At 67.8% G+C, this 26,510-nt stretch carries 30 protein-coding genes, 1 tRNA gene and 1 other annotated feature; of the genes, 18 read left to right on the top strand and 13 right to left on the bottom strand.

Annotated features, from left to right (window positions below):
* Positions 1-24: 24 nt before the first annotated feature.
* Entirely contained in the window at positions 25-1,041 is a 1,017-nt protein-coding gene (locus tag FL625_RS04810; protein ID WP_149587486.1) for a polyprenyl synthetase family protein, read from the bottom strand.
* A 47-nt stretch (positions 1,042-1,088) separates the two neighbouring features.
* Between FL625_RS04810 and FL625_RS04805 the strand changes: the two genes are divergently transcribed.
* From FL625_RS04805 to FL625_RS04795, 3 genes are all read left to right on the top strand, one after another.
* Entirely contained in the window at positions 1,089-1,304 is a 216-nt protein-coding gene (locus FL625_RS04805; RefSeq protein ID WP_149587485.1) for a putative signal transducing protein, read from the top strand.
* A complete protein-coding gene (locus tag FL625_RS04800; protein WP_149587484.1) occupies positions 1,304-2,062 on the top strand; it encodes a tRNA1(Val) (adenine(37)-N6)-methyltransferase in 759 nt (252 codons plus the stop codon). The genes FL625_RS04805 and FL625_RS04800 overlap by 1 nt, the downstream gene beginning before the upstream one ends.
* Positions 2,063-2,162: 100 nt before the next feature.
* Positions 2,163-2,327, top strand: coding sequence for a YdcH family protein (locus tag FL625_RS04795; protein WP_149587483.1), 165 nt, complete (start codon positions 2,163-2,165; stop codon positions 2,325-2,327).
* Here the strand turns inward: FL625_RS04795 and yddG are convergent.
* The 4 genes from yddG to FL625_RS04775 all read right to left on the bottom strand — a co-directional run bounded on the left by yddG (position 2,324) and on the right by FL625_RS04775 (position 6,515).
* Positions 2,324-3,184, bottom strand: a complete 861-nt coding sequence (gene yddG, locus FL625_RS04790; RefSeq protein WP_149587482.1) for an aromatic amino acid exporter YddG — start codon at positions 3,182-3,184, stop codon at positions 2,324-2,326. The genes FL625_RS04795 and yddG overlap by 4 nt on opposite strands.
* Positions 3,185-3,290: 106 nt before the next feature.
* Positions 3,291-4,016 (bottom strand): beta-ketoacyl-ACP reductase, encoded by a 726-nt coding sequence (locus FL625_RS04785; protein WP_149587481.1) that lies wholly within the window; start codon positions 4,014-4,016, stop codon positions 3,291-3,293.
* 108 nt (positions 4,017-4,124) lie between these two features.
* Positions 4,125-5,300, bottom strand: a complete 1,176-nt coding sequence (locus FL625_RS04780) for an acetyl-CoA C-acetyltransferase (RefSeq protein WP_149587480.1) — start codon at positions 5,298-5,300, stop codon at positions 4,125-4,127.
* A 360-nt stretch (positions 5,301-5,660) separates the two neighbouring features.
* Positions 5,661-6,515, bottom strand: a complete 855-nt coding sequence (locus FL625_RS04775) for an EAL domain-containing protein (RefSeq protein WP_235019314.1) — start codon at positions 6,513-6,515, stop codon at positions 5,661-5,663.
* Between the two features lie 116 nt (positions 6,516-6,631).
* On the opposite strand from FL625_RS04775, the gene FL625_RS04770 reads away from it, so the two are divergent.
* From FL625_RS04770 to FL625_RS04745, 6 genes are all read left to right on the top strand, one after another.
* Positions 6,632-7,189: a DNA-3-methyladenine glycosylase I gene (locus FL625_RS04770; protein ID WP_149587479.1), complete on the top strand. Its 558-nt coding sequence runs from the start codon at positions 6,632-6,634 to the stop codon at positions 7,187-7,189.
* 60 nt (positions 7,190-7,249) lie between these two features.
* A complete protein-coding gene (gene trxA, locus FL625_RS04765) occupies positions 7,250-8,152 on the top strand; it encodes a thioredoxin (RefSeq protein WP_149587478.1) in 903 nt (300 codons plus the stop codon).
* A 26-nt stretch (positions 8,153-8,178) separates the two neighbouring features.
* Positions 8,179-8,820 (top strand): LON peptidase substrate-binding domain-containing protein, encoded by a 642-nt coding sequence (locus FL625_RS04760; protein WP_149587704.1) that lies wholly within the window; start codon positions 8,179-8,181, stop codon positions 8,818-8,820.
* Complete coding sequence (locus tag FL625_RS04755) at positions 8,817-8,993, top strand: Trm112 family protein (RefSeq protein WP_149587477.1); 177 nt, start codon at positions 8,817-8,819, stop codon at positions 8,991-8,993. Before FL625_RS04760 ends, FL625_RS04755 begins: the two co-directional genes overlap by 4 nt.
* 50 nt (positions 8,994-9,043) lie before the next feature.
* Positions 9,044-9,101: a sequence feature (sul1 is cis-regulatory element that is thought to sense ions involved in sulfur or methionine metabolism; They are found in Alphaproteobacteria), on the top strand.
* A 63-nt stretch (positions 9,102-9,164) separates the two neighbouring features.
* On the top strand, positions 9,165-10,655 hold the full coding sequence (locus FL625_RS04750) for a SulP family inorganic anion transporter (RefSeq protein WP_149587476.1): 1,491 nt from the start codon (positions 9,165-9,167) through the stop codon (positions 10,653-10,655).
* A 13-nt stretch (positions 10,656-10,668) separates the two neighbouring features.
* Entirely contained in the window at positions 10,669-11,523 is an 855-nt protein-coding gene (locus FL625_RS04745; protein ID WP_149587475.1) for a universal stress protein, read from the top strand.
* A gap of 97 nt (positions 11,524-11,620) precedes the next feature.
* Here the strand turns inward: FL625_RS04745 and FL625_RS04740 are convergent, their stop codons facing one another.
* Positions 11,621-13,324 (bottom strand): acyl-CoA dehydrogenase, encoded by a 1,704-nt coding sequence (locus FL625_RS04740; RefSeq protein ID WP_149587474.1) that lies wholly within the window; start codon positions 13,322-13,324, stop codon positions 11,621-11,623.
* 95 nt (positions 13,325-13,419) lie between these two features.
* Between FL625_RS04740 and FL625_RS04735 the strand changes: the two genes are divergently transcribed.
* Both FL625_RS04735 and mscL read left to right on the top strand, forming a co-directional pair.
* Positions 13,420-14,373, top strand: coding sequence for an L-threonylcarbamoyladenylate synthase (locus FL625_RS04735; RefSeq protein ID WP_435532696.1), 954 nt, complete (start codon positions 13,420-13,422; stop codon positions 14,371-14,373).
* Positions 14,374-14,537: 164 nt separating this feature from the next.
* Entirely contained in the window at positions 14,538-14,918 is a 381-nt protein-coding gene (gene mscL / locus FL625_RS04730; RefSeq protein ID WP_149587472.1) for a large-conductance mechanosensitive channel protein MscL, read from the top strand.
* A 55-nt stretch (positions 14,919-14,973) separates the two neighbouring features.
* On the opposite strand, the gene FL625_RS04725 is transcribed toward mscL, so the two are convergent.
* Entirely contained in the window at positions 14,974-15,579 is a 606-nt protein-coding gene (locus FL625_RS04725; RefSeq protein ID WP_149587471.1) for a protein-methionine-sulfoxide reductase heme-binding subunit MsrQ, read from the bottom strand.
* A gap of 62 nt (positions 15,580-15,641) precedes the next feature.
* Positions 15,642-16,760, bottom strand: a complete 1,119-nt coding sequence (ald, locus tag FL625_RS04720) for an alanine dehydrogenase (protein WP_149587470.1) — start codon at positions 16,758-16,760, stop codon at positions 15,642-15,644.
* A 141-nt stretch (positions 16,761-16,901) separates the two neighbouring features.
* Here ald and FL625_RS04715 point away from each other — a divergent pair, with 141 nt between their 5' ends.
* A complete protein-coding gene (locus FL625_RS04715; protein WP_149587469.1) occupies positions 16,902-17,366 on the top strand; it encodes an Lrp/AsnC family transcriptional regulator in 465 nt (154 codons plus the stop codon).
* Here FL625_RS04715 and FL625_RS04710 read toward each other — a convergent pair.
* Together FL625_RS04710 and rpsU are read right to left on the bottom strand one after the other, a co-directional pair.
* Complete coding sequence (locus FL625_RS04710; RefSeq protein ID WP_149587468.1) at positions 17,363-17,953, bottom strand: TetR/AcrR family transcriptional regulator; 591 nt, start codon at positions 17,951-17,953, stop codon at positions 17,363-17,365. The genes FL625_RS04715 and FL625_RS04710 overlap by 4 nt on opposite strands.
* A 251-nt stretch (positions 17,954-18,204) precedes the next feature.
* Positions 18,205-18,411 carry a 30S ribosomal protein S21 gene (gene rpsU, locus FL625_RS04705; RefSeq protein ID WP_008027119.1) on the bottom strand — a complete coding sequence of 69 codons (207 nt, stop codon included), beginning with the start codon at positions 18,409-18,411 and terminating at the stop codon, positions 18,205-18,207.
* Positions 18,412-18,518: 107 nt separating this feature from the next.
* Between rpsU and FL625_RS04700 the strand changes: the two genes are divergently transcribed.
* Positions 18,519-19,193 (top strand): COQ9 family protein, encoded by a 675-nt coding sequence (locus FL625_RS04700; RefSeq protein ID WP_149587467.1) that lies wholly within the window; start codon positions 18,519-18,521, stop codon positions 19,191-19,193.
* Positions 19,194-19,202: 9 nt separating this feature from the next.
* Positions 19,203-20,195, top strand: coding sequence for an NAD(P)H-quinone oxidoreductase (locus tag FL625_RS04695; protein WP_149587466.1), 993 nt, complete (start codon positions 19,203-19,205; stop codon positions 20,193-20,195).
* A gap of 230 nt (positions 20,196-20,425) precedes the next feature.
* Here the strand turns inward: FL625_RS04695 and FL625_RS04690 are convergent, their stop codons facing one another.
* Positions 20,426-21,064 (bottom strand): ribonuclease T2 family protein, encoded by a 639-nt coding sequence (locus FL625_RS04690; RefSeq protein ID WP_149587465.1) that lies wholly within the window; start codon positions 21,062-21,064, stop codon positions 20,426-20,428.
* 125 nt (positions 21,065-21,189) lie between these two features.
* On the opposite strand from FL625_RS04690, the gene FL625_RS04685 reads away from it, so the two are divergent.
* On the top strand, positions 21,190-21,945 hold the full coding sequence (locus tag FL625_RS04685; RefSeq protein ID WP_149587464.1) for a DUF1013 domain-containing protein: 756 nt from the start codon (positions 21,190-21,192) through the stop codon (positions 21,943-21,945).
* Positions 21,946-22,074: 129 nt separating this feature from the next.
* Here FL625_RS04685 and FL625_RS04680 read toward each other — a convergent pair.
* Positions 22,075-22,159 (bottom strand) — tRNA-Leu (locus FL625_RS04680).
* Positions 22,160-22,312: 153 nt separating this feature from the next.
* Between FL625_RS04680 and FL625_RS04675 the strand changes: the two genes are divergently transcribed.
* From FL625_RS04675 to FL625_RS04665, 3 genes are read left to right on the top strand one after another with little or no spacing between them, the layout of a single operon-like run.
* Complete coding sequence (locus FL625_RS04675; RefSeq protein ID WP_149587463.1) at positions 22,313-23,299, top strand: complex I NDUFA9 subunit family protein; 987 nt, start codon at positions 22,313-22,315, stop codon at positions 23,297-23,299.
* On the top strand, positions 23,299-24,180 hold the full coding sequence (locus FL625_RS04670; protein ID WP_149587462.1) for a c-type cytochrome domain-containing protein: 882 nt from the start codon (positions 23,299-23,301) through the stop codon (positions 24,178-24,180). The genes FL625_RS04675 and FL625_RS04670 overlap by 1 nt, the downstream gene beginning before the upstream one ends.
* A gap of 6 nt (positions 24,181-24,186) precedes the next feature.
* Positions 24,187-24,987: an undecaprenyl-diphosphate phosphatase gene (locus tag FL625_RS04665; RefSeq protein ID WP_149587461.1), complete on the top strand. Its 801-nt coding sequence runs from the start codon at positions 24,187-24,189 to the stop codon at positions 24,985-24,987.
* Between the two features lie 38 nt (positions 24,988-25,025).
* Here the strand turns inward: FL625_RS04665 and FL625_RS04660 are convergent, their stop codons facing one another.
* Positions 25,026-26,471 carry an APC family permease gene (locus tag FL625_RS04660; RefSeq protein WP_149587460.1) on the bottom strand — a complete coding sequence of 482 codons (1,446 nt, stop codon included), beginning with the start codon at positions 26,469-26,471 and terminating at the stop codon, positions 25,026-25,028.
* Positions 26,472-26,510: the final 39 nt, after the last annotated feature.

Here is a 26,510-nt window from a genome sequence, read left to right as displayed (position 1 = left end):
GCGGATCAGACTCTACATCCTGTCTCAGGATAGGCGACGAACCACGAAATCTGCAAGCTCTGACAGAGTGTCGCGCAGCGCGTGCACGGGAAGGTTGACAAGCGCCGCCTTGGCCCGGGCGGACCACGCCAGAGCCGCGTCGCGGCTGGCCGCAATCGAATCGTGACGGCGCAGAATCGCCAGCGCCCGCGCCAGATCTCCGTCCCGCTGGTCGCCCTTCTCGATCACGCGCTCCCAGAAGGCGCGCTCCTCGGCATCCGCCTTCGCCACGGCCTTGATGACCGGCAGGGTCAGCTTGCGTTCGCGGAAATCGTCGCCGGTGTTCTTGCCGATCACCGCGTCCGACCCGCCATAGTCCAGGATGTCGTCCGCGATCTGGAAGGCGATGCCCAGCGCGTCGCCATAGTCGCGCAGCGCCCTGACCACTGCCTCCGGCGCCCCGGCGATGATCCCGCCAACTTCGGTCGCCGCCGCGAACAGGGCCGCCGTCTTGCCGCGCACCACCTTCAGATAGATGCCCTCGTCTGTGCGCAGATCCTGCGCGGCGGTCAGTTGCAGCACCTCGCCCTCGGCGATGGTGGCCGAAGCATTGGCGAGGATATCCAGCACCCGCAGGTTGCCGGTTTCCACCATCAGCTGGAAACTGCGGGAAAAGAGGTAGTCGCCCACCAGCACGCTGGACTTGTTGTCCCACAAGAGGTTCGCCGTGGGCCGCCCGCGGCGGCGCTGGCTTTCGTCCACCACATCGTCGTGCAAGAGCGTGGCGGTATGGATGAACTCCACCGTCGCGGCCAGCTTGACGTGATCGCCGCCCGCATAGCCCAGCATCCGCGCCGCGGCCAGCGTCAGCAGGGGCCGCAGCCGCTTGCCGCCGGCCTCGACCAGATGTGCCGTCACCTCGGGGATGCGCGGCGCATGCTCGCTGGCCATCCGCTCGCGGATCAGCGCGTTCACTGCCGCCATGTCCTCGGCCAGCAGGGCGCCCAGCCTGTCCTGCGGAGTCACCTTTGCTTGCACCGCGCTGTCGCCCGCCCCGTCCATGCCTTGCCGCCCTTGCCCCGCCCGACCGGCGAGAGTAACCCGATCCCATGAAGGAACTTCTGCGCACGACCGACCCTACGGTGATCGCCTTTGCCACGGTCCTTCTTGAAGGCGAGGGTATAGCGGCCTTTCCCCTGGACGTCCACATGAGCGTCCTGGACGGCAGCCTTGGCATATTGCCGCGCCGGCTTATGGTGGCTGACCAGGACCATTTCCGCGCCAGGGCGATCCTGTGCGACAACGGCATCGTGGCCGAGCCCTGATGTTCGCCGACGAGGATCTCTCCGACGACAAGTTCCTCTGCGGCCGCCTGCGGCTTCTGCAACCGCGGAAGGGTTACCGCGCCGCGACAGACCCCGTGCTTCTCGCCGCCGCATGTCCGGCCGAACCGGGGCAAAGCGTGCTCGACCTCGGCTGCGGGGCGGGGGCGGCGGCGCTCTGCCTCGGCCTGCGCGTGCCGGGACTTTCGCTTGCGGGGCTGGAGCTGCAACCGGCCTATGCCGATCTCGCCCGGCGCAACGCCGCCCGCAACGGCATCGCGCTTGAAGTCCACGAGGGCGACCTGACCCGGATACCCGCCCCGGTGCGGCGCGATTTTGATCACGTCATCGCCAACCCGCCCTACTACCCCGCTGGCGGCAGCCCTTCGCCCGTCGCCGCCCGGGCCCGGGCGATGCAGGTCGAAACCCCGCTTGCGGCCTGGGTGGCCGCCGCGACCCGCCGCCTGCGGCCCGGCGGGTGGCTGACGCTGATCTGTGGCACCGACGGCCTGCCCGAGGTGCTGACGGCGCTTGCGCCGAAACTCGGCTCGGCCGCCGTCCTGCCGCTGGCCGCGCGGGAGGGCCGGGCGGCGCTGCGCGTGATCGTCCAGGCCCGCAAGGGGGGGCGCGCGCCTTTCCGGCTGCTTGCGCCCTTCATCATTCACGCGGGGCCTGCACACGACGGCGACCGCGAAAGCTATACCCCCGCCGCCAATGCCGTTCTGCGCGATGGCGCCGGGCTGTGCGCCGCCTTCCGCTGAATTTTCCGTATCAAACTGTCACATCCCCGTAACAAGGGATGACACGACTCGACAATCATGGTCCACTTCAAGGGTGATCAGCTTTGACAGGAGGACGACCATGACGATCGCATCGCATCTGGTGGAACTGCGCAAGAAGCACGAAACTCTGTCCGAGATGGTCGAACAGGCCCAGCGCAGCCCCGGAACGGATGCCCTGAAGATCGCGGATCTGAAAAAGCAGAAGCTTCGCCTCAAAGAGGAAATCGAGCGGCTGAGCCATTAGCCCTTTCCGGCGCTGGCCCGGGCGGCCAGCGCCGCGCCCCCGGCAATCAGGACTGCCGCAAGCGCGATGGTCCATGTCGGCCGGGCAATGCCGGCAAGGATCAGCGCGAGGGTTGACAGCAGCGGCGCCGCATAGCTTGCCACGCCCAGTAACTGTATGTCGCCCCGCTTCATCCCGATGTCCCAGGTGAAGAAGGCAGCGCCCACCGGGCCGATGCCCAGGGCCAGCACCGCCGCCCAGCCCATCGTGCCCGTCGGCCAGACCGTCTGCTCCAGCGCCAGATGGGCCAGCAGGGACAAGGCGGCCGTGGCCAGGCAGAACACGGTCACGCTTTCCGTCGGCACGGCACCCAGCCGGCGCGACAAGACCGAATAGCCCGCCCAGGTCAGCGCGCAGCCGAAGGCCAGCACCAGACCCAGCGTCGAGCCGTCCGCCTCTCCCCCGCGCCCCAGCACGATCAGCGCCGCACCGGCAAAGGCGATCAGCGCACCGATCACATGCAGCGGCCGCAGCTTCTCGCCCGGCAAGAGGCCCGAGAACAGCACGATGAACAGAGGCCACAGATAGGCGATCAGCCCGGTCTCCGCCGTGGGCGACAGACGGAAGGCGGTGAAATACAGCAGGTGATAGCCGAACAGGCCCGCCGTGCCGAAGGCATAGACCTTCCAGCCGACGCCCCTCAGCACGCCAAGGCCCGACCGCGCCGTCCAGGCCAGCCCGATCAGCCCGCCGATGCCAAAGCAGATGGCATTCAGCATCAGGGGCGGCACCGGCGCGCTGCCGATGGTGAACAGCGCCAGCAGCGCCCACATCAGGACGGCGGAAAAGCCGATCAGCGTTGCCCGGGTCCTGCCCACCTTCGCCTCCGATTGCAGGCTCCCTGCTTAGCGGCCCGGACCGGCAAGGAAAAGGGCCACCCCGCGGGATGGCCCCAGGCAGGATGTCAGGCCATGCCAGGTGGCATCAGACGAAGAACTGCCCGCCGTTCGCGCTGACGGTCGATCCGGTGATGAAACCGGCATCGTCGCTGGCCAGGAAGACCACGATCCGGGCGATCTCTTCCGGTTCGCCCAGGCGGCTGACCGGGATCTGCGGGATGATTCGTTCGTTCAGCACCTTCTCGTCGATCGCCTTGACCATTTCCGTTGCGATATAGCCCGGGCAGATCGCGTTGACCGTGATCCCGGCCCGCGCGCCTTCCTGTGCCAGCGCCTTGGTAAAGCCGAGGTCGCCCGCTTTCGCCGCCGAATAGTTGGCCTGGCCCGCCTGCCCCTTCTGACCGTTGATCGAGCTGATGTTGATCACCCGCCCGAACTTGCGGTCGCGCATGCCCGACCACAAAGGATGGGTCATGTTGAACAAGCCCGTCAGATTGGTGTCGATCACCTCTTTCCACTGCTGCGGCGTCATCTTGTGGAACATGGCGTCGCGGGTGATGCCGGCATTGTTGACCAGCACGTCCACCGGGCCCAGGTCGGCCTCGACCTTCGCGATCCCCGACGCGCAGGCGCCGTAATCGGCGACCGACCACTTGTAGGTCGGGATACCGGTCTCCCTGGTGAAGGCAGCTGCGGCCTCGTCGTTGCCGGCGTAGTTCGCCGCCACCTTGTAGCCCGCCGCCTTCAGCGCGACCGAAATCGCCGCGCCGATGCCGCGCGATCCGCCCGTGACCAGTGCAACCCGTGCCATTTTGCCTCCTCCCGGCATACTGTGGTATTCCTTGAAATCCTGTTACCGAAACGAAATCGGGCGCGCAAGATTATTGCGCGCCCGATTCCAACTTGCGATTGAAAAGGCTCAGGCGCGTTCCAGGCACATGGCGACACCCATGCCGCCACCGATACAAAGCGTCGCCAGACCCTTGTTCGCGCCACGCCGGCTCATCTCGAACAGAAGCGTGTTCAGGATGCGTGCCCCGGAGGCGCCGATCGGGTGGCCGATGGCGATCGCGCCGCCGTTCACGTTCACGATCGCCGGATCCCAGCCCATGTCCTTGTTCACCGCGCAGGCCTGGGCGGCGAAGGCCTCGTTCGCCTCGACCAAGTCCAGGTCGCCGACCTTCCAGCCCGCCTTGGCAAGCGCCTTGCGGCTGGCATGGATAGGACCAACGCCCATGATCGAGGGGTCAAGCCCGGCCGTGGCATAGGAGGCGATCCGCGCGAGCGGCTTCAGACCGCGTTTCGCGGCCTCTTCCTCGCTCATCAGCACCACGGCCGCGGCACCGTCGTTGATGCCGCTCGCATTGCCGGCGGTCACCGAGCCATCCTTGGTGAATGCTGGCTTCAGCTTCTGCATCGCGTCGAGAGTGGCACCGTGGCGGATGTATTCGTCCTGGTCCACCACGATGTCGCCCTTGCGGGTCTTCACCGTGAACGGGATGATCTCGTCCTTGAACTTGCCGGCCTTCTGCGCGGCCTCGGCCTTGTTCTGGCTGGCCAGCGCGAATTCGTCCTGCATGTCGCGGCTGATCTGCCACTGGTTGGCAACGTTCTCGGCGGTCTGGCCCATGTGATAGCCGTTGAATGCGTCCCAGAGCCCGTCCTTGATCATGCTGTCGATGAAGTTCAGGTCGCCCATCTTCTGACCGGCGCGCAGATGCGCGACGTGGGGGGCAAGCGACATGCTCTCCTGCCCGCCGGCGACCACGATCCTCGCATCGCCCAGCTGGACATGCTGCGCGCCCAGCGCCACCGCCCGCAGACCCGAGCCGCAGACCTGGTTCAGCGACCAGGCGCTCGACTCCTTCGGCAGGCCGGCCTTGATATGTGCCTGGCGGGCCGGGTTCTGACCCTGCCCTGCGGTCAGCACCTGTCCGAGGATCGTCTCTTCCACCTCGGCCCTGTCGATACCCGCCCGGGCGACGACGGCCTCGATCACGGCGGCCCCAAGCTCATGCGCCGGCGTGTTGGCGAAAGATCCGTTGAAGCTGCCCACGGCGGTGCGGGCCGCCGACACGATTACGACATTGGTCATCAGGTGGTTCCTCTCCCAAAAGCGCCTGCGCCTGCGCGGCGGCACGAGGGACGCGCGCCGCTTCCCTTCCTGCCCTAAGGGCATATTGCTGCCGTTGCAAGAAAGACCGGCGCCCGGGGCAGGATACCGCAGGCAAGGGTCCATCATCGGCCGTCTGGAGCCCCTCTGGCGGACTGGCAAGGCGGAAAATGCGGCATAGCGGCGAATCGGTCGGGACGCCGCCGGCCCCGTGCCGGACGACCGGTCCCGTCGCGGCGGGTCTCGCCCGGATCACGCCGGGCAACCCGGCGTTCGCGGCTGCCTGACGGCCGGCGGGTCCGCCCGTCTCCAATCCGCCCGTCCCGAACCCGTCCGGCGGGGTCAGGCGCCGAGGTTGGGCCGCCCGTGCCGGAAAGCGCGGAAATCCGGCGTCACCGTGGGGGCCCCGAAGAGATAGCCCTGCAGACAGCCCACGCCCGCGTCGCGCAGCCAGGTCGCCTCGGCCTCGGTCTCGACCGCCTCGGCGACGACATACATCCCGAGCTCTTGCGCCATCGCTATGGCCGCCCGCACCGCCGACTTGCCGCCTCCGGTCCGGTCCACGTTCTTCACCATGCTGCCGTCGATCTTGGCGATCTCGAAATCCATCTCTTCCAGCAGGCGCAGCGAGGTCATCCCGGCCCCGAAATCGTCCAGCGCGAAGACGATGCCCCTTTCGCGCATTTCGGCCATGAAGGGTTTCAGCACATCCGGAACCTGCATGGCCGAGGCTTCGTTGATCTCGAGGATCAGGCTCGACCCCAGGCGCGGCGTGTCTTGGAGTGCGCGATACAGGATGTCGAGCCAGGGACGATAGCCCACGGACCGTGCCGACATGTTGATCGACACCCGGATGTGCGGATTGCGCTGCATCGCCATCAGCCCCAGTTGCAGCGCGGCACAGTCGATCTCGCGGCCGAGCTGCCGCATTTCGGCCATGGGCATGAAATCGCGCGCCGGGATCACCTGGTCGCGCAGGTTCAGAAGCCGGATGAACCCCTCGAAGAAGCCGATCAGCTTGGGGTCGGCCGCATAGACCACGGGCTGGAAGGCCAGCCGCATGCGGCGGTCTTCCAGCGCCGAGGCGACCATTGCCAGCGTCTCGCGCTCTTGCGCCGATACGGCCACGTCCAGCGGACTGGCGGTCGAAGGATCACGATCGTATTTCGACTTCCTCGGTTCCTTCATAAAGCTCATTCAGTGCCCCCGCCCGGTCCGAATCCTGTCGACAGGCTAGGGTCGAACGGGTAAACGAACCCTCAATATTCGTATTTTGTTCCAATTTTCCGATTCCGGTCTGCGCAGGTCCGCCCATGGGAAATGCCGTCAATTCGACACGTTGCCCCTGGTGCGGGTCGGATCCGCTCTACCAGGCCTATCATGACCACGAATGGGGTCGGCCCGAACGCGACGCGGTGCGGCTTTTCGAACTCCTGCTTCTGGAAAGCTTTCAGGCCGGCCTGTCCTGGATCACCATCCTGCGCAAGCGCGAGGCCTTCCGCGCGGCCTTCGCAGGCTTCGCTCCCGCCACCCTCGCCGCCTGGGGCGAGGCTGACGTAGCGCGCCTTCTTCAGAACCCCGGCATCGTCCGACACCGCGGCAAGATCGAGGGCGCGATCCGCGGCGCGCAGGCCTTCCTGCGGATCGAGGCGCGCGAGGGATTCTCGCCCTTCCTGTGGTCCTTCGCCCCGCCGCCCGGCCCAAGACCGGCAAGCATGGCCGAGGTCCCGGCGCAGACCCTTCAGTCGCAGGCCATGTCGAAGGCGCTGAAGGCCGAGGGGTTCGTCTTCGTCGGCCCGACGATCACCTACGCCTTCATGCAGGCCTCCGGCATGGTCAACGACCATATTGCCACCTGCGATTGGGGCTGACCCCTTGGCCTTTCCGGCCCCAGGGGCCATATAGGCACAAACATCCTTCCGGAGGTCCGAATGCTGGGTCTGGGCGAAAAACCGAAAGCCGACGCGAAGCTGATCAAGGACTCGACCGAGGCCACCTTCATGGCCGATGTGATCGAGGCCAGCCGCGAAGTTCCGATCATCGTCGATTTCTGGGCCAACTGGTGCGGCCCCTGCCGGACGCTCGGGCCGATGCTCGAAGCCGCCGTCACCGCGGCCAGGGGCAAGGTGCGCATGGTCAAGGTCGATGTGGACCAGAACCAGCGCATCGCCGCGCAGCTGCGGATCCAGTCGATCCCCACCGTCTATGCCTTCTGGCAGGGCCAGCCCGTCGACGGCTTCCAGGGCGCGGTTCCGGCCTCGGAACTGAAGGCCTTCATCGACCGCGTCTCGGCCCTCGCCGGCGACGGTGGCCTCGCCGATGCGATCAAGGCGGCCGAGGAGATGCTGGCCGAGGGCGCCGCCGTCGATGCCGCCGAAACCTTCGCCGCGATCCTGGGCGAAGACCCCGAGAACGCCACCGCCTACGCGGGTCTCGTCCGCGCACACATCGCGCTCGGCAACCTCGACCAGGCCGAAGCCTTCATCGCCTCTGCCCCCGGCCCGGTCGGCAGGTCCAAGGAACTGGATGCCGTCCGCGCGCAGCTGGAACTGGCGAAACAGGCCGCCAACGCCGGCCCCGAGGCCGACCTGCGCGCCGCCGTCGAGGCGGATCCGAACAACCACCAGGCCCGCTACGACCTCGCCGCCGCCCTTCTGGCCGCCGGGAACCCCAAGGAAGCCGTCGACCAGCTTCTGGAACTGTTCCGCCGCGACCGCGAGTGGAACGACGGCGCCGCCAAGACCCAGCTCCTCACCATCTTCGAGGCGCTGAAGCCGCAGGACCCGATCGTCCTCGCCGGCCGCCGCAAGCTGTCGTCGATGATATTTGCCTGATCCCTGACCCGGGCTACCTGATGCCCATGATCACCGCAGCCGACCTGCCGGACACCATTCCGGTCTTTCCGCTGCCCGGGGCGCTCATGCTCCCCCGGGCGCGGCTTCCCCTGCACATCTTCGAGCCGCGCTACCTGGCGATGATCGAGGATTGCATGAAGACCAAGCACCGGCTGATCGGCATGATCCAGCCGCGCGAAACCCCGGGCGGCGAGAAACGGCTCCAGGCCATCGGCTGCGCCGGCCGCCTAACCGGCTTTTCCGAAACCGAGGACGGGCGCTACATGATCACCCTCTCGGGCATCTCGCGCTACCGCGTCCGCGAAGAGGTCCAGGGCTTCACCCCCTACCGCCGCTGCCTGGTGGACTGGGCCCCCTTCGCCCGCGACCTCGGCCCCGCCGAGGACGACCCCGGCTTCCGGCGCGAGGATTTCATGGGCCTCCTCGGCCGCTACTTCACCAAGCTGAACCTCTCGACCGACTGGAACAGCCTCAAGGAAGCCGAGACCGAGCTTCTCATCAACTCGCTCTCCATGCTCTGCCCCTTCTCGCCCGAGGACAAGCAGGCCCTCCTCGAAGCCCCGACCCTGATGACCCGGCGCGAGACCATCGTGACCCTGATCGAATTCGCCCTGCGCGGCAGCGGCGAAGAGGAGATCCTGCAATGAGCGAGCCCGCCGACCGCCGCATGCTCGAGGCACTCGTCTGCCCCGTGACCAACGCCGTCCTGACCTACGACGCCGAGAAGCAGGAACTGATCTCAAAGGCCGCCCACCTCGCCTTCCCGATCCGCGACGGCATCCCGATCATGCTGGTCAGCGAGGCGCGGCAACTCGATTAGCCCCGCGCCTTGGCTTTACCCTGAAACCCGTCTATAGCGCGGGCAACGAACATGGAGCCGGGTGCAACTCCCGGCTGGCTCTTCCGGCCGCCGATCCGCCGGACAACCGTCACACAGACCCACGCAACCGACCAGCCGCCCCTTACGCGGCTGGCCCCGAACGGAATTCGCATGTTTTCACTCGACGCCTACCGCAGCCAATGGCTCGGCAACATCCGGCCCGACCTCCTGTCGGGCCTTGTCGTGGCCCTGGCCCTGATACCAGAGGCCATCGCCTTTTCGATCATCGCCGGGGTGGACCCCAAGGTCGGCCTCTACGCCAGTTTCTCCATCGCCGTCATCACCGCCATAGCGGGCGGCAGGCCCGGCATGATCTCGGCCGCCACGGCCGCGACCGCCGTCCTCATGGTCACGCTGGTCCGCGACCATGGGCTGCAATACCTGCTGGCGGCCACCGTCCTTGCGGGCCTTCTCCAGATCGCCATGGGGCTGGCCCGGCTCGGCTTCGTCATGCGCTACGTCTCGAAATCGGTGATGACCGGCTTCGTCAATGCGCTGGCCATCCTCATCTTCCTGGCGCAGCTGCCCGAGCTTGACCCGACCCGGGTCACCTGGCTGACCTACGCGCTGGTCGCGGCCGGCCTCGCCATCATCTACCTCTTCCCCTACCTGACCAAGGCGATCCCCTCGCCGCTCGTCACCATCGTCGTCCTCACCGCGCTGACCATGACCTTCGGCTGGGACGTGCGCACCGTGGGCGACATGGGCGCGCTGCCGGACACGCTGCCGGTCTTCCTGCTGCCCGACGTGCCGCTGACCTTTCAGACGCTCCAGATCATCTTCCCCTATGCGCTGGCCGTCGCCGTGGTGGGCCTTCTGGAAAGCCTGATGACGCAGACGCTGGTCGATGACCTGACCGACACGAAATCCGACCGCAACCAGGAATGCATCGGCCAGGGCCTCGCCAACACCGCAACCGGCTTCATCGGCGGGATGGCGGGCTGCGCGATGATCGGGCAAAGCATGATCAACGTGAAATCGGGGGGCCGCGGGCGGCTGTCCTCCTTCGCTGCCGGCGTGTTCCTCCTGATCATGGTCGTGGGCCTCGGCGACTGGGTCAGCCGGATCCCGATGCCCGCGCTGGTGGCGATCATGATCATGGTGTCGATCGGCACCTTCTCCTGGTCCTCGATCCGGAACCTCGCCACCCACCCCCGCTCCTCCTCGGTGGTGATGCTGGCGACCGTGGCCGCCGTGGTCTACACCCACAACCTCGCCATCGGCGTCCTGCTTGGCGTCCTCCTCTCCGGCATCTTCTTCGCCGGCAAGATCGCGCAGCTCTTCCGCGTCACCAGCACAGCCAGCGCCGACGGCCGCACCCGTACCTACCGGGTCGAGGGGCAGCTCTTCTATGCCTCGGTCGAGGATTTCATGGCCGCCTTCGACTTCAAGGAGGCGCTGGACCGCGTCGTCATCGACGTGACCGATGCGCATATCTGGGACATCTCCTCGGTGCAGGCGCTCGACCTTGCCGTGCTGAAGTTCCGCCGCGACGGGGCCGAGGTCGAGATCGTCGGCATGAACACCGCCTCCGAAACCATCGTTGACAAGCTGGCGCTGCACGACAAGCCCGGCGCGATGGACAAGCTTCTGGCCCACTGAAGGGAATTCCGACATGACACAGAAGATCATCGCCCTCGTGGACGGCTCGATCTATTCCGCCAGCGTCTGCGACCATGCCGCCTGGGTCGCGGGCCGCACCGGGGCGCCGGTGGAACTCCTGCACGTCCTCGGCCGGCGCGAGGGGGCGCAGACCAGGGACCTGTCCGGCGCGATCCGGCTTGGCGCCCGCACCGCGCTGATGGAGGAACTCGCCGCGCTGGACGCGCAACGCGCCAAGCTGGTCGCGCATCGCGGCCGGGCGATCCTGGAAGATGCCCATGCCATCCTGATCCGCGACGGCGTGGCCGAGATCACCACCCGCCTTCGCCATGGCGACCTCGTGGAAACCGTGGCCGAGCTGGGCGCCGATGCCGCGATGATCCTGATCGGCAAGCGCGGCGAGGCGGCGGATTTCGCAAAGGGGCATCTCGGCTCGAACCTCGAACGCATCGTCCGCGCCAGCCACCTTCCGGTCTTCGTCGCCTCGCGGGCGTTCCGGCCGATCCAGAAGGTGCTGGTCGCCTATGACGGCGGGGTCTCGGCGATCAAGGCTGTCGATCACGTCGCGCGCGATCCGCTCTTCGCCGGTCTCACGGTGCAGGTCGTGACCGTCGGCACGGCGACGCCCGAGGTGAGGAAGGGGCTGGAGGACGCCGCCGCCCGTCTGCGCGCCGCAGGCCTTGCCGTCGAGACCGCCGTGGTCGAGGGCCAGCCGGAAACCGCGCTCGGCCGGATGGTGGACAGCGACGGCTTCGACATGCTGGTGATGGGGGCCTATGGCCATTCGCGCATCCGCAGCCTGATCATCGGCTCCACGACGACCGAGATGATCCGCAGTTGCAAGGTGCCGGTGGTGCTGATCCGCTAGCCGGACGGCCGGCGGAAGGGCGGGTTAACAAACCCCTAACGTCCGCGGACAACCCTCTGGAATCGCTAGGCTATCCGGAAATGTCCACCGTGGACACTCACGCCGCCAGGTCGTCGGACCCCACCGCATAGAGCCCCGCCGCCCCTTCCCGGGCCTCGGCCAGCAGGGCGGCGTGTTCGGGCAGGATCCGCCGGATCATCACCCGGGCCAGCGCCTCGCGGTCGTCCTCGGCCAGCGCGGCCTTCAGATGCGCCCCGGCCCCCAGCACCCGGGCGAAGGCGCGCAGATAGGGCACTGCCCCCGCAAAGCGGTCGTTCAGGGGCAGGGCCACCATCGCCTCGGTCCCCTCGCGCAGCGCCTCGGCCGCGGCCCAGACCTCGCCCGCGAGATCGGGCAGCCGGGCACGGGCCGCCTCGGCCCCGCGCTGGACCTCGTCGATCAGCCGGAACGCGGCCTCGCCGCCATCGGCCATCTTGCGGCCGACCAGGTCCATCGCCTGAACCCCGTTCGTCCCCTCGTAGATCGGCAGGATGCGGGCGTCGCGCAGGAACTGCGCCGCCCCCGTCTCCTCGATGAAGCCCATGCCGCCATGCACCTGCACGCCCTGATGGGCCACCTGGCAGGCGATGTCGGTGCAGTGGGCCTTGGCGATCGGGGTCAGCAGCGCCGCCCGCGCCTGCCACTCCGCCGCCCCGGTCGCCGTCGCCATGTCGATCGCCTTGGCGCAGGACAGCGCGATGGCCCGCGCCGCGAAGACCTCGGCCCGCATCGTCGCCAGCATCCGGCGGACATCGGCGTGGTCGAGGATCGTTCCGTCCGCCGACAGCGGCGTCGCCCCCTGCCGCCGATCCCGGGCATAGGCCAGCGCCTTCTGCAGTGCTGCCTCGGCCAGACCGACGCCCTGCGCCGCGACCGACAGCCGGGCGTTGTTCATCATCGTGAACATCGCCGCCATGCCCTTGTGGGGCTCTCCCACCAGCCAGCCGGTCGCGCCCTCGAACTGCATCACGCAGGTCGGGCTGCCATGGATGCCCAGCTTGTGCTCCAGGCTCACCACCCGCAGGCTGTTGCGCGCGCCGGGCCGCCCCTCAGCGTCGGGCAGGAACTTCGGCACCATGAACAGGCTGATCCCCTTCGTTCCCGGTCCACCGTCCGGCAGCCGCGCCAGCACCAGGTGGCAGACATTGGCCGTCAGATCGCTGTCGCCCCAGGTGATGAAGATCTTCTGTCCCGTCACCGCATAGGTTCCGTCCCCGTTCGGCACCGCCTTCGTCCGCAGCGCGCCGACATCGGTGCCGGCCTGCGGCTCGGTCAGGTTCATCGTCCCCGACCATTCGCCCGAAGTCAGCTTCGGCAGATACAGCGCCCGGATCTCGGGTCCGGCGTGATGCTCCAGCGCCTCGATCTGACCCTTGCTCAGCAGCGGCTTCAGATGTAGCGCCAGGCAGGCGCCCGACATCATCTCGTCCACCGACAGGGCAAGCGAGATCGGCAGCCCCATCCCGCCATGTTCGGGCCGTGCCGCCATGCCGACCCAGCCACCCTCGGCGATGGCCCGATAGCCCTCGGCAAAGCCGGGCGGCGACACGACCACCCCGTTCTCCAGCCGGGCCGGGGTCACGTCGCCCACCCGGTTCATGGGGGCCAGCACGTCGGAACAAAGCCGCCCCGCCTCGTCCAGGATCGCCTCGGCCAGGTCGGGCGTCGCGTGCTGGAAGCGCGGGGTCGCGGCGACCTCGGCAAAGCCCACGACGTGGTCGAGGATGAAACGGATGTCCCGGACCGGAGCGCGATAGGCCATGGCCACCTCCCTTGGCAAATACCGGACCCTGCCGTAAGCAGGGCCGCACCGAACGCTATCCCTTTCGGATCGCCCTTCAAGCCGGACGCTGCGTCATAGCCATGACCCTGATGCTTTCCCCGGACGACGCCGGCATCGCCCGGGCCGCCGAGCTTCTGCGGGCCGGAGAGCTGGTCGCCTTCCCGACCGAGACGGTCTATGGCCTGGGTGGCGACGCGCGATCGGACCGTGCGGTCGCAGGGATCTACGCCGCCAAGGGGCGGCCCAGCTTCAACCCGCTGATCGTGCATCTGCCCGACCTTACCGCGGCCGAGGACTTCGCCGAGGTCGGACCGAAGGCGCGGCGCCTGGCCCGCACCTTCTGGCCCGGCCCGCTGACGCTGGTCCTGCCGCTGCGACCCGATTCCGGGATTTCGCCCCTGGTCACGGCCGGGCTCGAGACGGTTGCCATCCGCATCCCGGCGCATCCCCTGGCCCAGCGGCTGCTCCGCGCCTTCGGCGGGCCGCTCGCGGCACCCTCGGCCAATCCCTCGGGGCGGGTCTCGCCCACCACGGCGGGGCATGTGATCGAGGGCCTGTCGGGCCGGATCGCGGCGGTGCTGGACGGAGGTCCCTGCGCGGTCGGGCTGGAATCGACCATCGTCCTGCCTGATCCTTCACCCGTGCTGCTTCGCCCCGGCGGTGTGCCGGCCGAGGCGCTGGAAGCCGCGCTTGGCGAACCCCTGTCCCCGGGCGGGGATGCAGGCAAGCCGACCTCGCCCGGCCAGCTCGCCTCGCACTATGCGCCAGAGGCGGCGCTGCGGCTCGACGCGACCGAGACGCGGGAAGGCGAGATCCTGGTGGGCTTCGGCCCGGTGCGCGGGGCGCTGACCCTGTCCGAGAACGGCGACCTGGTCGAGGCGGCGGCACGGCTTTTCGCCACCCTGCGCGAGGCCGACCGGCTGGCCGGCCCCGGCGGTCGCATCGCCTTTGCCCCGGTGCCGGACACCGGCCTTGGCCGGGCGATCAACGACCGCCTGCGCCGGGCCGCCGCCCCGCGCAGCAACTGAGCCGCTACGGCAACAATCTCACCACAGATTTCCAGAATGTGCGCGAAGTCGCAGAAATTCCCCGCGAGCATTTGAAAAACCTGTGCGATATTCGCTGGGGGCCAGAGCGCCCGCACAACCGACCAATCCGCCAGTCAAGGCGGGGCTGACAAGGGAACCGTGGAATGTTTAACGAATTCAAGACCTTCATCGCGCGCGGCAATGTGCTTGACCTGGCCGTCGGCGTTGTCATCGGCGCGGCCTTCACCGCCATCGTCACCTCGCTGGTGGACGACCTGATCAACCCGCTGATCGGCCTGATCGTGGGCGGGATCGACTTTTCCGGCTGGGGCTTTGCCATCGGCGATGCGAAGTTCGCCATCGGCAGCTTCATCAACGCGGTCATCAAGTTCCTGATCGTGGCCTGGGTGGTGTTCCTGATCGTGAAGGCCGTGAACCGGCTGATGCCGAAGAAGGAAGAGGCCCCTGCCGCGCCGGCCGGCCCGTCGGACAACGATCTGCTGAAGGAAATCGTCGCCGAACTGAAGGCGCGCCCGCGCATCTGAGGCGGCAGGCTTTGCAGCACGGTCCGCGGGGGCGATCCCGCGGACCGTTTTCGCATCAGGCGGGCTGCGGCGAACTTGGTCGCAGGTACCAGTACCACAGGCGATAGGCCCAGAGACCGATCAGCGGCCCGAAGTGGATGGCCGCGGGCGGCCAGCTGCCCCAGTTGTGCAGGGCGGCCCAGTGGATCAGCACCAGGACGGCGGCCGGATAGGCCAGGCGTTGCAGGGTCTTCCAGCCGGCATGCAGCCAGCGTTGCGCGGCGTTGTTCGAGGTCACGGCCAGCGGCACGAACAGGATCATCGCCAGCCAGCCCGTCCAGATCTCGGTATGGGGCAAGGCCTCGACGATCCGGGCCAGCGTGCCGCGGTCGATGACATAGACCAGCGTGTGCAGCGCGGCATAGACGAAGGCCGCGACCTCGATGTCGCGGCGGTGATGCACCAGCCAGCGTGGCCAATGGCGTCCCTTGAACAGCAGCATCAGGCCCGAGGCCATCATGCCGATGATCATGAAACGCGCCGCCCATTCCCCGGTCGGGTGCAGAAGGCGGTGGAAGGCCTGGGCGTCGCCCGCGAACAGGGGGCCGATCAGGGGAAGGGCGGGAAGGGCAAGCACGACCCACAGGACAAGAGTCGAGGGTTTCTGGCCGAGGAATGTCATGGGGCACCTTTCATCCGGTGCCCCATATACGCGCGCCGACGGCGGTTCCGCCGTGACCCAGATCAGATTTTCAGCGCCTCGGCGGCAGAAATCACCGGCAGGTTCAGCGCAAGGCCGACGGCTTCATAGGTCAGCTTGCCGGCATGGACGTTCAGGCCGTTGAGGAGGTGCCGGTCATCGGCGCAGGCCTGCTTCCAGCCCTTGTCGGCCAGCGCCAGCATGAAGGGCATGGTCGCATTGCCCAGCGCCTGGGTCGAGGTGCGCGCGACGGCGCCCGGCATGTTCGCCACGCAGTAGTGCATGATCCCGTCCACCTCGTAGATCGGGTCCTGGTGGGTGGTGGCGCGGCTGGTCTCGAAACAGCCGCCCTGGTCGATGGCCACGTCCACCAGCGCCGCGCCGGGCTTCAGCTCCTTCAGCTGCGCCTTCGAGATCAGCTTGGGCGCGGCGGCGCCGGGGATCAGGACGGCGCCGATGATGAGGTCGGCCTCGCGCGCCAGCGCGATGGTGTTGCCGGCGCTGGCATAGGCGTTCTTGAAATCGCGCCCGAAAACGTCGTCCAGATAGCGCAGGCGGTTGATCGAGCGGTCCAGGACCGTGACATCCGCCCCCATCCCTGCGGCGACCTTCGCGGCATGGGTGCCGACCACCCCGCCCCCGATCACCAGCACCTTCGCGGGAGACACGCCCGGCACCCCGCCCAGCAGCACGCCACGCCCGCCATTCGCCTTCTGCAACGTCCAGGCCCCGACCTGCGGCGCGAGCCGCCCCGCCACCTCGGACATCGGCGCCAGAAGCGGCAACCCGCCCCGGTCGTCGGTCACGGTTTCATAGGCGATGCAGGTCGCACCGCTGGCGAGCAGGTCCTTCGTCTGCTCCGGGTCGGGGGCGAGGTGGAGATAGGTGAACAGAACCTGCCCCTCGCGCAGGCGCTTGCGTTCCACCGCCTGCGGCTCCTTGACCTTGACGATCATGTCGGCCGCGGCAAAGACCTCTTCCGCCGTGTCCAGCATCCTGGCGCCGGCCGCCACATAGTCGGCATCGGCAAAGCCGGCCCCGAGGCCCGCACCCTTTTCCACCACGACCTGATGGCCGTGGTTAACTGCCTCACGCACGGCATCCGGGGTCATGCCCACGCGGAATTCCTGCGGCTTGATCTCTTTCGGACATCCGATCTTCATCTGTTCCTCCCAAGCGGGACCTGGTCCCTGTGGGGACAATCCTGATCCGATTTCCAGACGATGCTTTGAATTCTGATTGGCATGAGACCGGCTTCTGCGTAGCTTCTTGCCTGATCTGATCCAAACGCCGAAGAATCTTGCATGGCCCTTGATCTTGACGCCACCGACCGCCGCATCCTCACCGTGTTGCAGAAGAACGGCCGCATCACCAATGCCGAACTGTCCGAGGCGGTGAACCTGTCGCCCTCGGCCTGTCACCGCCGCGTGCAGCGGCTGGAGGAAGAGGGCTACATCGCGGGCTACGTCGCGCTGCTGGATGCCCGGCGCATGGGGCGGATGACCACGGTCTTCGTCGAGATCACCCTGCAAAGCCAGGCCGAGGACCTGCTGGACGCCTTCGAGCGCGAGGTGGCCAAGGTTCCGGACCTTCTGGAATGTCACCTGATGGCGGGGACGGCAGACTATCTCTTGAAGCTGATGGCCGAGGACACCGAGGATTTCGCCCGCATCCACCGGCAGTTCCTGTCGCGCCTGCCAGGCGTGCGGCAGATGCAGTCCAGCTTCGCGCTGCGGACGGTGGTCAAGACGACGGCGCTGGCGGTCTAGGCGGCGGCGTGCAGATAGCCGAACACCGCGCGTCGGGTGCGGTCGGCCAGCGCGCTGCGGTCTGCCTCTTGCGCCTCGCTGGCAGCGTCGATCATCCCGCGCAGGATGGCCAGGATGTCCTGGGCCGTGGTTTCCGGGCGCGAGATCTTCAACTCGTCCAGCCGCGCCGCAATCAGCACGGTGACGCGGGCCGAGAACTCGGCAGCCTCCGGGTCGGGCGGCAGTTGGCTGCGGGCAAGGTTCAGCGTGCGCGACAGGCTCGGACGCGCCAGGTAATGCGACACGGTCGCCTCGATCAGCTCATCGACCAGCTTGGTCAGGTCATTGGCCGCATCCGAGGAGACGATCCGTTCCACAGCCTCCAGAAGATTCGCCCGCTCGGCCCGGATCAAGGCGACCAGAAGCGCATGCTTGCCCGGGAAATACTGGTAGAGCGAGCCGATCGAGACACCCGCCCTGGCAGCTACGGCGTTCGTCGTTAGCCCTTCCAGCCCCCTTCCCGAGCAGAGATCGGCGGCGGCTGCGAGGATCCCGTGCACCTTGGCGCGGGACCGGTCCTGGCGGGGGTGTTTGCGAAGCTCGATCATGCTTGAAGGGTAAGGCGGCGAATTGCGGCGGAATACTGTTAAATGTGGCGTAAACTGGAAACGGACTGTTGATGCCCGCCAAAGTTGCAACACGCCGCCGCCATGATTTCGCCACACAATCTCTGGTTAGCGCCGGCCTGCGGGTCGGGGCCGAGGCGGCAGCACCCGACCCCATTCGGCAAATGAAAAACCCCCGGCCAGGGGCGCGGGGGTTGATCGGGCGGGAATCGCTTCCCCAGGGTCGCGGTGTCTTACAGACCGCCTTCGCGCTGAAGCTTCTTCCGGGCAAGTTTCCTTGCGCGGCGGACCGCCTCGGCCTGTTCGCGTGCCTTCTTGACGGAGGGCTTCTCGAAATGCTGCTTGAGCTTCATTTCCCGAAACACCCCTTCGCGCTGAAGTTTCTTCTTCAGGGCACGGAGAGCCTGTTCGACGTTGTTGTCGCGGACGCTGACCTGCATGTGGTTGTCACCACCTTCCTAAGCTAGAGTTGCACTGACTTGTGCAGGCCCGCGGCCTATAACAAAGCTCGGCTGGCTTGTCCACCATGCCGGCAGGAGGGATGACGATGACGGAAGACCCGATAAAGGCACAGCTGCTGGACGCGGCGCTGCCGCATGTGCCCTTCGACGGCTGGTCCGACCGGACGCTGACGGCCGCCGCCGCCGATGCCGGGATCGCGCCGGGTCTGGCGCGGTCTCTCTTCCCGCGCGGAGGGGTCGATCTGGCGCTGGCCTATCACGCCCGGGGCGATTCCGAGATGCGGGCGCGGCTGGCCGCGACCGACCTGTCGGCGCTGCGCTTCCGCGACCGGATCGCGCGGGCCGTCCGCATCCGTCTGGAACTGGCCGACCGCGAACTGGTGCGCCGCGGCACGACTCTGTTCTCGCTGCCCCACCATGCCGCCGACGGAGCGCGGGCGATCTGGGGGACGGCGGATGCGATCTGGACCGCGCTCGGCGACACGTCGGGCGACCTGAACTGGTACACCAAGCGCGCGACGCTCTCGGCCGTCTATGGCGCGACGGTGCTCTACTGGCTGGGCGATGATTCGACCGGGCATCAGGCGACCTGGGATTTCCTCGACCGCCGCATCGACCAGGTGATGCAGGTCGAGAAGCTGAAGGCGAGCTTCCGGGAAAATCCGCTGGGCAAGGCGATGATGGCCGGACCCGGAAAGATTTTCGCAAGCATTCGTGCGCCATCAAGGCGTGACGACCTTCCGGGCCACCATCAGGGCTGAGACCACAGTATGACCCTTTCGCACAGCATGCTCGCCATCGAGATTTCCACCCCCGGCGGGCCGGATGTCCTGACGCCCGCCTCGGTGCCGGTGCCGGTGCCGGGTCACGGGCAGATCGTGATCCGCGTGGCCTGGGCCGGAGTGAACCGGCCCGACGCGCTGCAACGCGCCGGGGCCTATGCGCCGCCGCCCTCGGCCTCGCCTCTGCCGGGGCTGGAATGCTCCGGCACTGTGGTCGAGCTTGGGCCGGGCGTCACCCGCTGGCGGATCGGCGATCAGGTCTGCGCGCTTCTGCCCGGGGGCGGCTACGCCGAATATGCCGTCACGCACGAAGCCCACGCCCTGCCGATCCCCAAGGGCCTGTCGCTGAAGGAAGCCGCCTGCCTGCCGGAGACCTGCTTCACCGTCTGGTCGAACGTGGTGATGCGGGGGGGCCTGCGGGGGGGCGAGCGGTTTCTGGTCCACGGCGGCACGAGCGGCATCGGCACGACCGCGATCCAGATCGCCCGTGCGCTTGGCGCCCGGGTCTTCGCCACCGCCGGGACCGAGGAGAAATGCGAGGTCTGCCGCGCGCTCGGCGCCGAGCTGGCGATCAACCACCGGACCGGCGATTACGTCGCCGAGATGAAGGCCGTGGGCGGGGCGAACCTGATCCTCGACATGGTGGGCGGCCCCTATATCGAGCGGAACCTGAAGGCGCTGGCCGATGGCGGGCGGCTGGTGCAGATCGCCTTCCTGCAAGGCGCCAAGGTGACGCTGAACCTGGCCGAGCTGATGACCCGGCGCCTGACGCTGACCGGCTCGACCCTGCGCCCGCAGTCCGACCTGGCCAAGGCCCGCATCGCGCGCGAGGTGGAAACCCATGTCTGGCCGATGATCGAACGCGGGGCGGTCCGCGTGGTCATGGACAGCGACTATCCCCTGGATCAGGCCCCGGCCGCCCACTGGCGGCTGGAATCGGGCGCGCATGTCGGCAAGATCGCCCTGCGGGTCGAGACGTAGGGAATTCCCGACCCGCGGGACTCCGGCGGCGGATTGACGGTTTCTTCACGCGCAAGCGCGGTTGACGTTTGGTAAACCGGTTTCAGGCGGGATCGGATGTTCGATCCACCAATCAGCCCGAAGGCGCTTTCCCCAGACGCCCAGGGCACCGACGATTTGAGAAAGCAGTTTTCCCCAGACTTCCCCTCGACCGTTGCTTTTCAGATTGCCGATCCCGCCACCCAACCACCCTATCGCACCGGCTCCAGCAAGGCGTCCTTCAGGCGGCAGTCGCGGATCACATCCGTCCCGCAGCGACGGAACTCCAGGTCGCGGGTCAGGCAGATGCGCGCTTCCTGGATCAGACCGTCCTTGCAGGTGATGGTGACCTGGTCGCGGGAAAGACCGGGGTTGGCCTCAAGGAACGCCTCCTCGACCACGCTTGCCGGCAGGGTCAGCGGGCGCGAGACGCCCTTGAACAGGTCGGGAATCGCCACGCGGCCGAAGGCATCGCGCGCAGTCCGGTAGTATTCGGAAGGCGACAGGCCCGAACAGCGCCCGTGCTTCTTCCACTGGTAGAACGCCGCCCCCGCCCCGCCCATGACATCGGCCATGGCCGCCGTCTCGGCCCGCGTCGGATCGCGCTGCCCGGTGCGGCAGTAGGAGGGCCAGCCGGTCTCGTATTGTGGCCAGAGCCCGTGCAGCACGAAGGTCAGCCCCCGCCCCGCATCGCATTGCGGATCGCGCCGCGCGTCGCCCTCCAGCGCGCACCAGGCGGCCGACCACGAGAGCGACATCACGTAATAGTCGAACTCCTCCGCCCGCTCGCCCTCGGCCCGTGCCGCGCCGGCCCAGCAAAAGACCGCGAGAAGCAAGGCAAGCAGGCGCATTTTCGCTTTCCCTTTCTGCAATCCGGGCCTATATGGGCGGCTGAATTCCCCGAAATCGTGGAACTCGCGGGCCAGGCCCGCAGCCGTTTTCCCGGCACGGGACAGGTTTGTAAAGGAGAGATCCGATGTCGAAACCGCTCATGGCCAAGGCGACCGCCGTCTGGCTGGTGGACAACACGACGCTCAGCTTCGCCCAGATCGCGGATTTCTGCGGCCTGCACGAGCTTGAGGTGCAGGGCATCGCCGATGGCGACGTGGCCGCAGGCGTCAAGGGCTTCGACCCGATCGCCAACAACCAGCTCGACCCGATCGAGATCGAGCGCGCCCAGGCCGATCCGCTGTACCGGATGAAGCTGAAGTTCAACCCCGCCGCCCAGGGCGAGGAAAAGCGCCGCGGTCCGCGTTACACCCCCTTGTCCAAGCGCCAGGACCGCCCCGCCGCGATCCTCTGGCTGGTGAAGTTCCACCCGGAACTGTCGGATGGCGCCATCGGCAAGCTCGTCGGCACCACCAAGCCCACGATCCAGTCGATCCGCGAGCGCACGCACTGGAACATCGGCCAGATCCAGCCGATCGACCCGGTCGCGCTGGGCCTCTGCAAGCAGTCCGAGCTTGACGCCGCCGTCCAGGCCGCCGCCCGCAAGAAGGCCGCCGAAGGCACGGTGATGTCGGATGACGAACGGCGCAAGCTGGTCTCCACCGAACAGTCGCTGGGCATGGCGCCCGACGCGCGGATGCCGTCCGGCCTTTCGGGGCTGGAGGTCTTCGGCGACGAGGAAAAGGACGACAGCCCCGCCTCGGATTTCTCGGACGCGGACAGCTTCTTCAACCTGCCCGGCGGCGACCACGACGACGACGAGGACGAAGACCACCGCCGCTGAGGGCCGTCCCTGCACGGATCGCCAGCCCGGCCGCAGCCAGCGGCCGGGTTTTTCATTGCAGCCCGACGCACCACAGCGCCCGGAAAGCAGAAAGCCCGCAACCGGCGAGGGTTGCGGGCTTTTCTGAAATGGTGCCCAGAAGAGGACTCGAACCTCCACGCCTTGCGGCGCTGGTACCTGAAACCAGTGCGTCTACCAATTCCGCCATCTGGGCACTGATGGGCGATGTAACGGCGCCATCTGGCAGAGTCAACGGCCCCTCCGCGAAATTTCGCAAGGGCGCTTTGGCCTTGCCCGGACCGGATGCCGCCGCTATTGATCCGGCAGGATTCCGGCGCCTTTCCGGCGCCGTTGGAGGGTTGCGCGGATGAGCAGGCTGGTCACCATCTTCGGCGGTTCGGGCTTTGTCGGACGCTACATCGCCCGGCGCATGGCCAAGGAAGGCTGGCGCGTGCGCGTCGCCGTCCGCCGCCCGAACGAGGCGCTGTTCGTCAAGCCCTACGGCGTGCCCGGCCAGGTCGAACCGCTCGCCTGCAACATCCGCGATGACGCCTCCGTCCGCGCCATGATCCGCGGCGCGGACGCGGTGGTGAACTGCGTCGGCATCCTGAACAGCCTCGGCCGCAACACCTTCGACGCCGTGCAGGCCGAAGGCGCGGGCCGCGTGGCCCGCATTGCCGCAGAGGAAGGCGTGGGCGCACTCGTCCACATCTCGGCCATCGGCGCCGACGCCGGGTCGGACAGCGACTATGCCCGCACCAAGGCGGAAGGCGAGGCCGCCGTGCTTGCCGCCTTCCCGAACGCCGTGATCCTGCGCCCCTCGATCATCTTCGGCACCGAGGACCAGTTCTTCAACCGCTTCGCCGGGATGACGCGCCTTGGCCCGATCCTGCCCGTGGTAGGGGCCGCGACGAAGTTCCAGCCGGTCCATGTGGACGATGTCGCCAAGGCGGCGGTCGCGGGCGTTCTAGGCCAGGCTGCCCCCGGCATCTACGAACTCGGCGGACCCGAGGTCGAGACCTTCCGCGGCCTGATGCAGCGCATGCTGAAGGTCATCCAGCGTCGTCGGGCGGTGGTGGGGATTCCGTTCTTCGTGGCCCGGATCATGGCCTTCGGTTTCGACATGGTGCAGGCGCTGACGCTGGGCCTGATCGAGAACAAGGTGCTGACCCGCGATCAGGTGCGCAACCTTGCGCGCGACAACGTCGTCGCGCCGGGGGCGAAGGGTCTGGCCGATCTCGGCATCACGCCGACGGCGATGGAGGCGGTGCTGCCCGAATATCTCTGGCGCTATCGCCCGGCGGGCCAGTTTGCCGCCATCAAGGACTCGGCCAAGAACCTGCGGAAGGCCTGATGCGCGCGGCGGCCCTTGCGGCGGCCGTCATGGCCGGGCCGGGGGCGGCGCAGGACTTCGATGCGGTCGGCGCGCTGTTCGCCGAACGCTGCGTGATCTGCCATTCGGGCGAGGATGCGCCCCTGGGCCTGCGGCTCGACACGCTGGACGGCGTGCTGGCCGGGAGCGAGAACGGCCCCGTCGTCCGTGCCGGCGATGCGGCCAGCCCGCTCCTGCAACGGCTGCGCGGCGAGGCCGAACCGCAGATGCCGCTAGATGGCCCGCCCTTCCTTGACCCCGACCAGATCGCGCTGGTGGAAGGCTGGGTCATGGCGGGGATGCCGGCGGGCAGCCTCGCCCCGGCCCCGGCCGCCGAACGCCGCCGCCCCGCTCCGGGCGAGCCGGTGCTCTGGCCGGACGTGCAGCCGATCCTGCTCAAGGCCTGCATCAAGTGCCATTCCGACAACTCCAAACTCGGCGCCCCGCCCGAGGGGCTGCGGCTGGACAGCCTCGCGCATGTGCTGGCCGGCGGCGACCGTCTCGCCGTCCTGCCGGGCAACCCCGAGATGTCGGAACTCTGGCGCCGGATCACCGGCCTTGCCACGCCGCGCATGCCCTTCGACGGCCCGCCCTGGCTGCCGGAAGACGACATCCGCCTGATCCGCGACTGGATAGCCCAGGGCGCGCCGGACGACGAGGGCAGGCCCGCCCCGATCCCCGAAGGCGCCCGCATCCGCCTGCGCGGCGTGCTGACCGGCGCGGCCGAGATCGACGGTGCCGCCTTCGTGATCGATGGCGGAACGCGGGTGGACGACCGGCCCCGGATCGGCGATCAGGCAGAGATGCGGGGCGTGGTGCAGGCCGACGGCACCGTCCGCGCCGAACGGTTCCGCGACAGGTAGGACAGCATGGACACCACGATCACCGCCGCCCTTCTGGGGCTTCTGGAAGGGTTGACCGAGTTCCTGCCCGTCTCCTCGACCGGGCATCTTCTGCTCGCCGGCCATTTCCTCGGCTTCGAATCGAAGGGCCGCACCTTCGAGGTGGTGATCCAGCTGGGTGCGATCCTCGCCCTGTTCTCGGTCTATGCCACGCTGATCGCCCGGCTCCTCTTGCGCGCCCGGCACGAGGATGCGGCGCGGCGGGCGCTGGTGTCGCTGTTGCTGGCCTTCCTGCCGGCGGTGGTGGTCGGCGCGCTGGCGCATGACTTCATCAAGACGGTGCTGTTCGAGACGCCAGAGCTGATCGCGGTCATGCTGATCCTCGGCGGGGTGATCCTTCTGGTCATCGACCGGATCGCGCCGGCGCCGGTCCACCGGGATGCGCTGGCCCTGCCCTTCGGCAAGTCGCTGGCCATCGGCTTCTGCCAGTGCCTGGCCATGGTGCCCGGCGTGTCGCGGTCCGGGGCAACCATCGTCGGCGCCCTGGCTCTGGGCGTGGAAAAGCGCGCGGCGGCCGAGTTCTCGTTCCTCTTGTCGCTGCCCACCATGGGAGCGGCGGTGGCCTACGACCTGTTCAAGAACCGCGACGTGCTGGATTTCGGCGCGGTCTGGGAGATCGCGGTCGGCTTCGCCGTGGCCTTCGTGACCGCCGTGATCGTGGTGCGCTGGGTGCTCGACTACATCGGCCGCCACGGCTATGCGCTGTTCGGCTGGTGGCGCATCCTCGTCGGAAGCGCCGCGCTGGTGGCGTTGCTTCTGGGATTCTGAACCGCCGGGGCAGGCTTGCCGCCCCGGCGCAAGGTGTCTCAACCCTGGCTCTGTCCCATCCGCAGGAACCGGTCCGGGTTCGCAGACTTCAGTCGCATCGCCAGGAGATAGCCGACGATTCCCCCCAGCGGGATCAGCGACGGCAGGATCCAGCTCAAGGATCCGCCCGTGGTCCCGGTCAGGTCGCCGTAGTTCAGGAAGATGTAGACGAAGAGCGCCGCCATGATCAGGCCCGCGATCACGGGCAGGATCAGCGTGGACAGCGCCGAGCCGCCGCCCTGCTTGCGGAAGAAAGCGATCACCGACAGCGAGGTGATCGCCATCATCCCGATCACCCCCAGCGTGCCGATCTGGCTGATCCAGGTAAACATGTTCAGGATCGGGTCCAGCCCCAGCCCGGCAAAGATCGCCAGCACGATCAGCGCGCCCACGGTCTGCACCACCGACCCGACATGCGGGCTCTGGTGCGTGCCGTGGGTCGTGCCGAAGGCGGCCGGCAAGAGCCCGTCGCGTCCTGCCACATAGGAATAGCGCGCGATGTAGTTGTGGAAGGCCGACAGCGCGGCAAACAGGCTCGACACCAGCAGCAGGCCCGCCAGCATCGAGATCGTCGGGTTGGTGTAGGTCTCGGCGAGGATGAAGAAATGCGCGGTCGGGTCTTCCAGCCCGCCCAGCGTCTCGATCAGCTTGTCCGCCCCGGTGCCCGCGATCATCAGCCAGGTGGTGAAGACGAAGAACAGCCCGATCATCAGGATCGACAGGTAGGTCGCGCGCGGAATGGTGCGTTCGGGGTCGCGCGCCTCCTCGCCGTAGATCGTGGTCGCCTCGATCCCGATGAAGGATCCCAGACAGAACAGGATCGCCGCCGTCAGCGAGCCCGAAGTCAGTGCCGAGAAGTCGAGGATGTTGACCGCGAGTCCGCTGCCCTCGGCACCGCCCGCGCCCAGGATGGCGAAGTCCACGATCAGCACGATCAGGTATTCCAGCGCCACCAGCACGATCAGCACCTTGGCCGACAGGTCCACCTGCCGGTAGCCCAGGATGCCGACCAGGACGATGGCGATCAGGCTGTAGACCCACCATTCCAGCGTCAGCCCGAACTGCCCGAACACCCCGGCCGCGATGCCTCCCAGAAGGCCGATCAGCCCGAACTGCATCGTGTTGTAGGCCACCAGCGCGATGACCGAGACCGCGCCGCCCCAGCCGCCGCCCAGGCCGCGCGCGGCATAGGCATAGAAGGCCCCGGCGTTGATGACGTGGCGGCTCATCGCCACATAGCCCGCGGCGAAGGTCAGCATCACCAGCGTCAGCAGCAGGAAGGTCAGCGGCACCCCGGTGCCGTTGCCCAGAAGAAAGGCCAGCGGCATGGCCCCCGCCACCCCGGTCAGCGGTGCCGCCGCCGAGATCACCATGAAGGTGACGGCCAGAAGCCCCAGCGAATTGCGTCGCAGCCGGTTCGGCCCGATTTCGGTGAATTCAGTCATGGTCCCTCCGTGTTGAACAACCGCCCGGACTTCCGCCGG

The organism is Tabrizicola flagellatus (genome assembly GCF_008271465.1).
GTDB lineage: Bacteria > Pseudomonadota > Alphaproteobacteria > Rhodobacterales > Rhodobacteraceae > Tabrizicola > Tabrizicola flagellata.
Note: the sequence above shows the minus strand (reverse complement) of the source record. Positions and strands in the feature narration are given on the sequence as shown.

Excerpts from the sequence above, each read along its gene's own strand:
- FL625_RS04810 (WP_149587486.1), bottom strand. The coding sequence starts at position 1,041 with ATGGACGGGGCGGGCGACAGCGCGGTGCAAGCAAAGGTGACTCCGCAG.
- FL625_RS04805 (WP_149587485.1), top strand. The coding sequence starts at position 1,089 with ATGAAGGAACTTCTGCGCACGACCGACCCTACGGTGATCGCCTTTGCC.
- FL625_RS04800 (WP_149587484.1), top strand. The coding sequence starts at position 1,304 with ATGTTCGCCGACGAGGATCTCTCCGACGACAAGTTCCTCTGCGGCCGC.
- FL625_RS04795 (WP_149587483.1), top strand. The coding sequence starts at position 2,163 with ATGACGATCGCATCGCATCTGGTGGAACTGCGCAAGAAGCACGAAACT.
- FL625_RS04785 (WP_149587481.1), bottom strand. The coding sequence starts at position 4,016 with ATGGCACGGGTTGCACTGGTCACGGGCGGATCGCGCGGCATCGGCGCG.
- FL625_RS04780 (WP_149587480.1), bottom strand. The coding sequence starts at position 5,300 with ATGACCAATGTCGTAATCGTGTCGGCGGCCCGCACCGCCGTGGGCAGC.
- FL625_RS04775 (WP_235019314.1), bottom strand. The coding sequence starts at position 6,515 with ATGAGCTTTATGAAGGAACCGAGGAAGTCGAAATACGATCGTGATCCT.
- FL625_RS04770 (WP_149587479.1), top strand. The coding sequence starts at position 6,632 with ATGGGAAATGCCGTCAATTCGACACGTTGCCCCTGGTGCGGGTCGGAT.
- trxA (WP_149587478.1), top strand. The coding sequence starts at position 7,250 with ATGCTGGGTCTGGGCGAAAAACCGAAAGCCGACGCGAAGCTGATCAAG.
- FL625_RS04760 (WP_149587704.1), top strand. The coding sequence starts at position 8,179 with ATGATCACCGCAGCCGACCTGCCGGACACCATTCCGGTCTTTCCGCTG.
- FL625_RS04755 (WP_149587477.1), top strand. The coding sequence starts at position 8,817 with ATGAGCGAGCCCGCCGACCGCCGCATGCTCGAGGCACTCGTCTGCCCC.
- FL625_RS04750 (WP_149587476.1), top strand. The coding sequence starts at position 9,165 with ATGTTTTCACTCGACGCCTACCGCAGCCAATGGCTCGGCAACATCCGG.
- FL625_RS04745 (WP_149587475.1), top strand. The coding sequence starts at position 10,669 with ATGACACAGAAGATCATCGCCCTCGTGGACGGCTCGATCTATTCCGCC.
- FL625_RS04740 (WP_149587474.1), bottom strand. The coding sequence starts at position 13,324 with ATGGCCTATCGCGCTCCGGTCCGGGACATCCGTTTCATCCTCGACCAC.
- mscL (WP_149587472.1), top strand. The coding sequence starts at position 14,538 with ATGTTTAACGAATTCAAGACCTTCATCGCGCGCGGCAATGTGCTTGAC.
- FL625_RS04725 (WP_149587471.1), bottom strand. The coding sequence starts at position 15,579 with ATGACATTCCTCGGCCAGAAACCCTCGACTCTTGTCCTGTGGGTCGTG.
- ald (WP_149587470.1), bottom strand. The coding sequence starts at position 16,760 with ATGAAGATCGGATGTCCGAAAGAGATCAAGCCGCAGGAATTCCGCGTG.
- FL625_RS04715 (WP_149587469.1), top strand. The coding sequence starts at position 16,902 with ATGGCCCTTGATCTTGACGCCACCGACCGCCGCATCCTCACCGTGTTG.
- FL625_RS04710 (WP_149587468.1), bottom strand. The coding sequence starts at position 17,953 with ATGATCGAGCTTCGCAAACACCCCCGCCAGGACCGGTCCCGCGCCAAG.
- rpsU (WP_008027119.1), bottom strand. The coding sequence starts at position 18,411 with ATGCAGGTCAGCGTCCGCGACAACAACGTCGAACAGGCTCTCCGTGCC.
- FL625_RS04700 (WP_149587467.1), top strand. The coding sequence starts at position 18,519 with ATGACGGAAGACCCGATAAAGGCACAGCTGCTGGACGCGGCGCTGCCG.
- FL625_RS04695 (WP_149587466.1), top strand. The coding sequence starts at position 19,203 with ATGACCCTTTCGCACAGCATGCTCGCCATCGAGATTTCCACCCCCGGC.
- FL625_RS04690 (WP_149587465.1), bottom strand. The coding sequence starts at position 21,064 with ATGCGCCTGCTTGCCTTGCTTCTCGCGGTCTTTTGCTGGGCCGGCGCG.
- FL625_RS04685 (WP_149587464.1), top strand. The coding sequence starts at position 21,190 with ATGTCGAAACCGCTCATGGCCAAGGCGACCGCCGTCTGGCTGGTGGAC.
- FL625_RS04675 (WP_149587463.1), top strand. The coding sequence starts at position 22,313 with ATGAGCAGGCTGGTCACCATCTTCGGCGGTTCGGGCTTTGTCGGACGC.
- FL625_RS04670 (WP_149587462.1), top strand. The coding sequence starts at position 23,299 with ATGCGCGCGGCGGCCCTTGCGGCGGCCGTCATGGCCGGGCCGGGGGCG.
- FL625_RS04665 (WP_149587461.1), top strand. The coding sequence starts at position 24,187 with ATGGACACCACGATCACCGCCGCCCTTCTGGGGCTTCTGGAAGGGTTG.
- FL625_RS04660 (WP_149587460.1), bottom strand. The coding sequence starts at position 26,471 with ATGACTGAATTCACCGAAATCGGGCCGAACCGGCTGCGACGCAATTCG.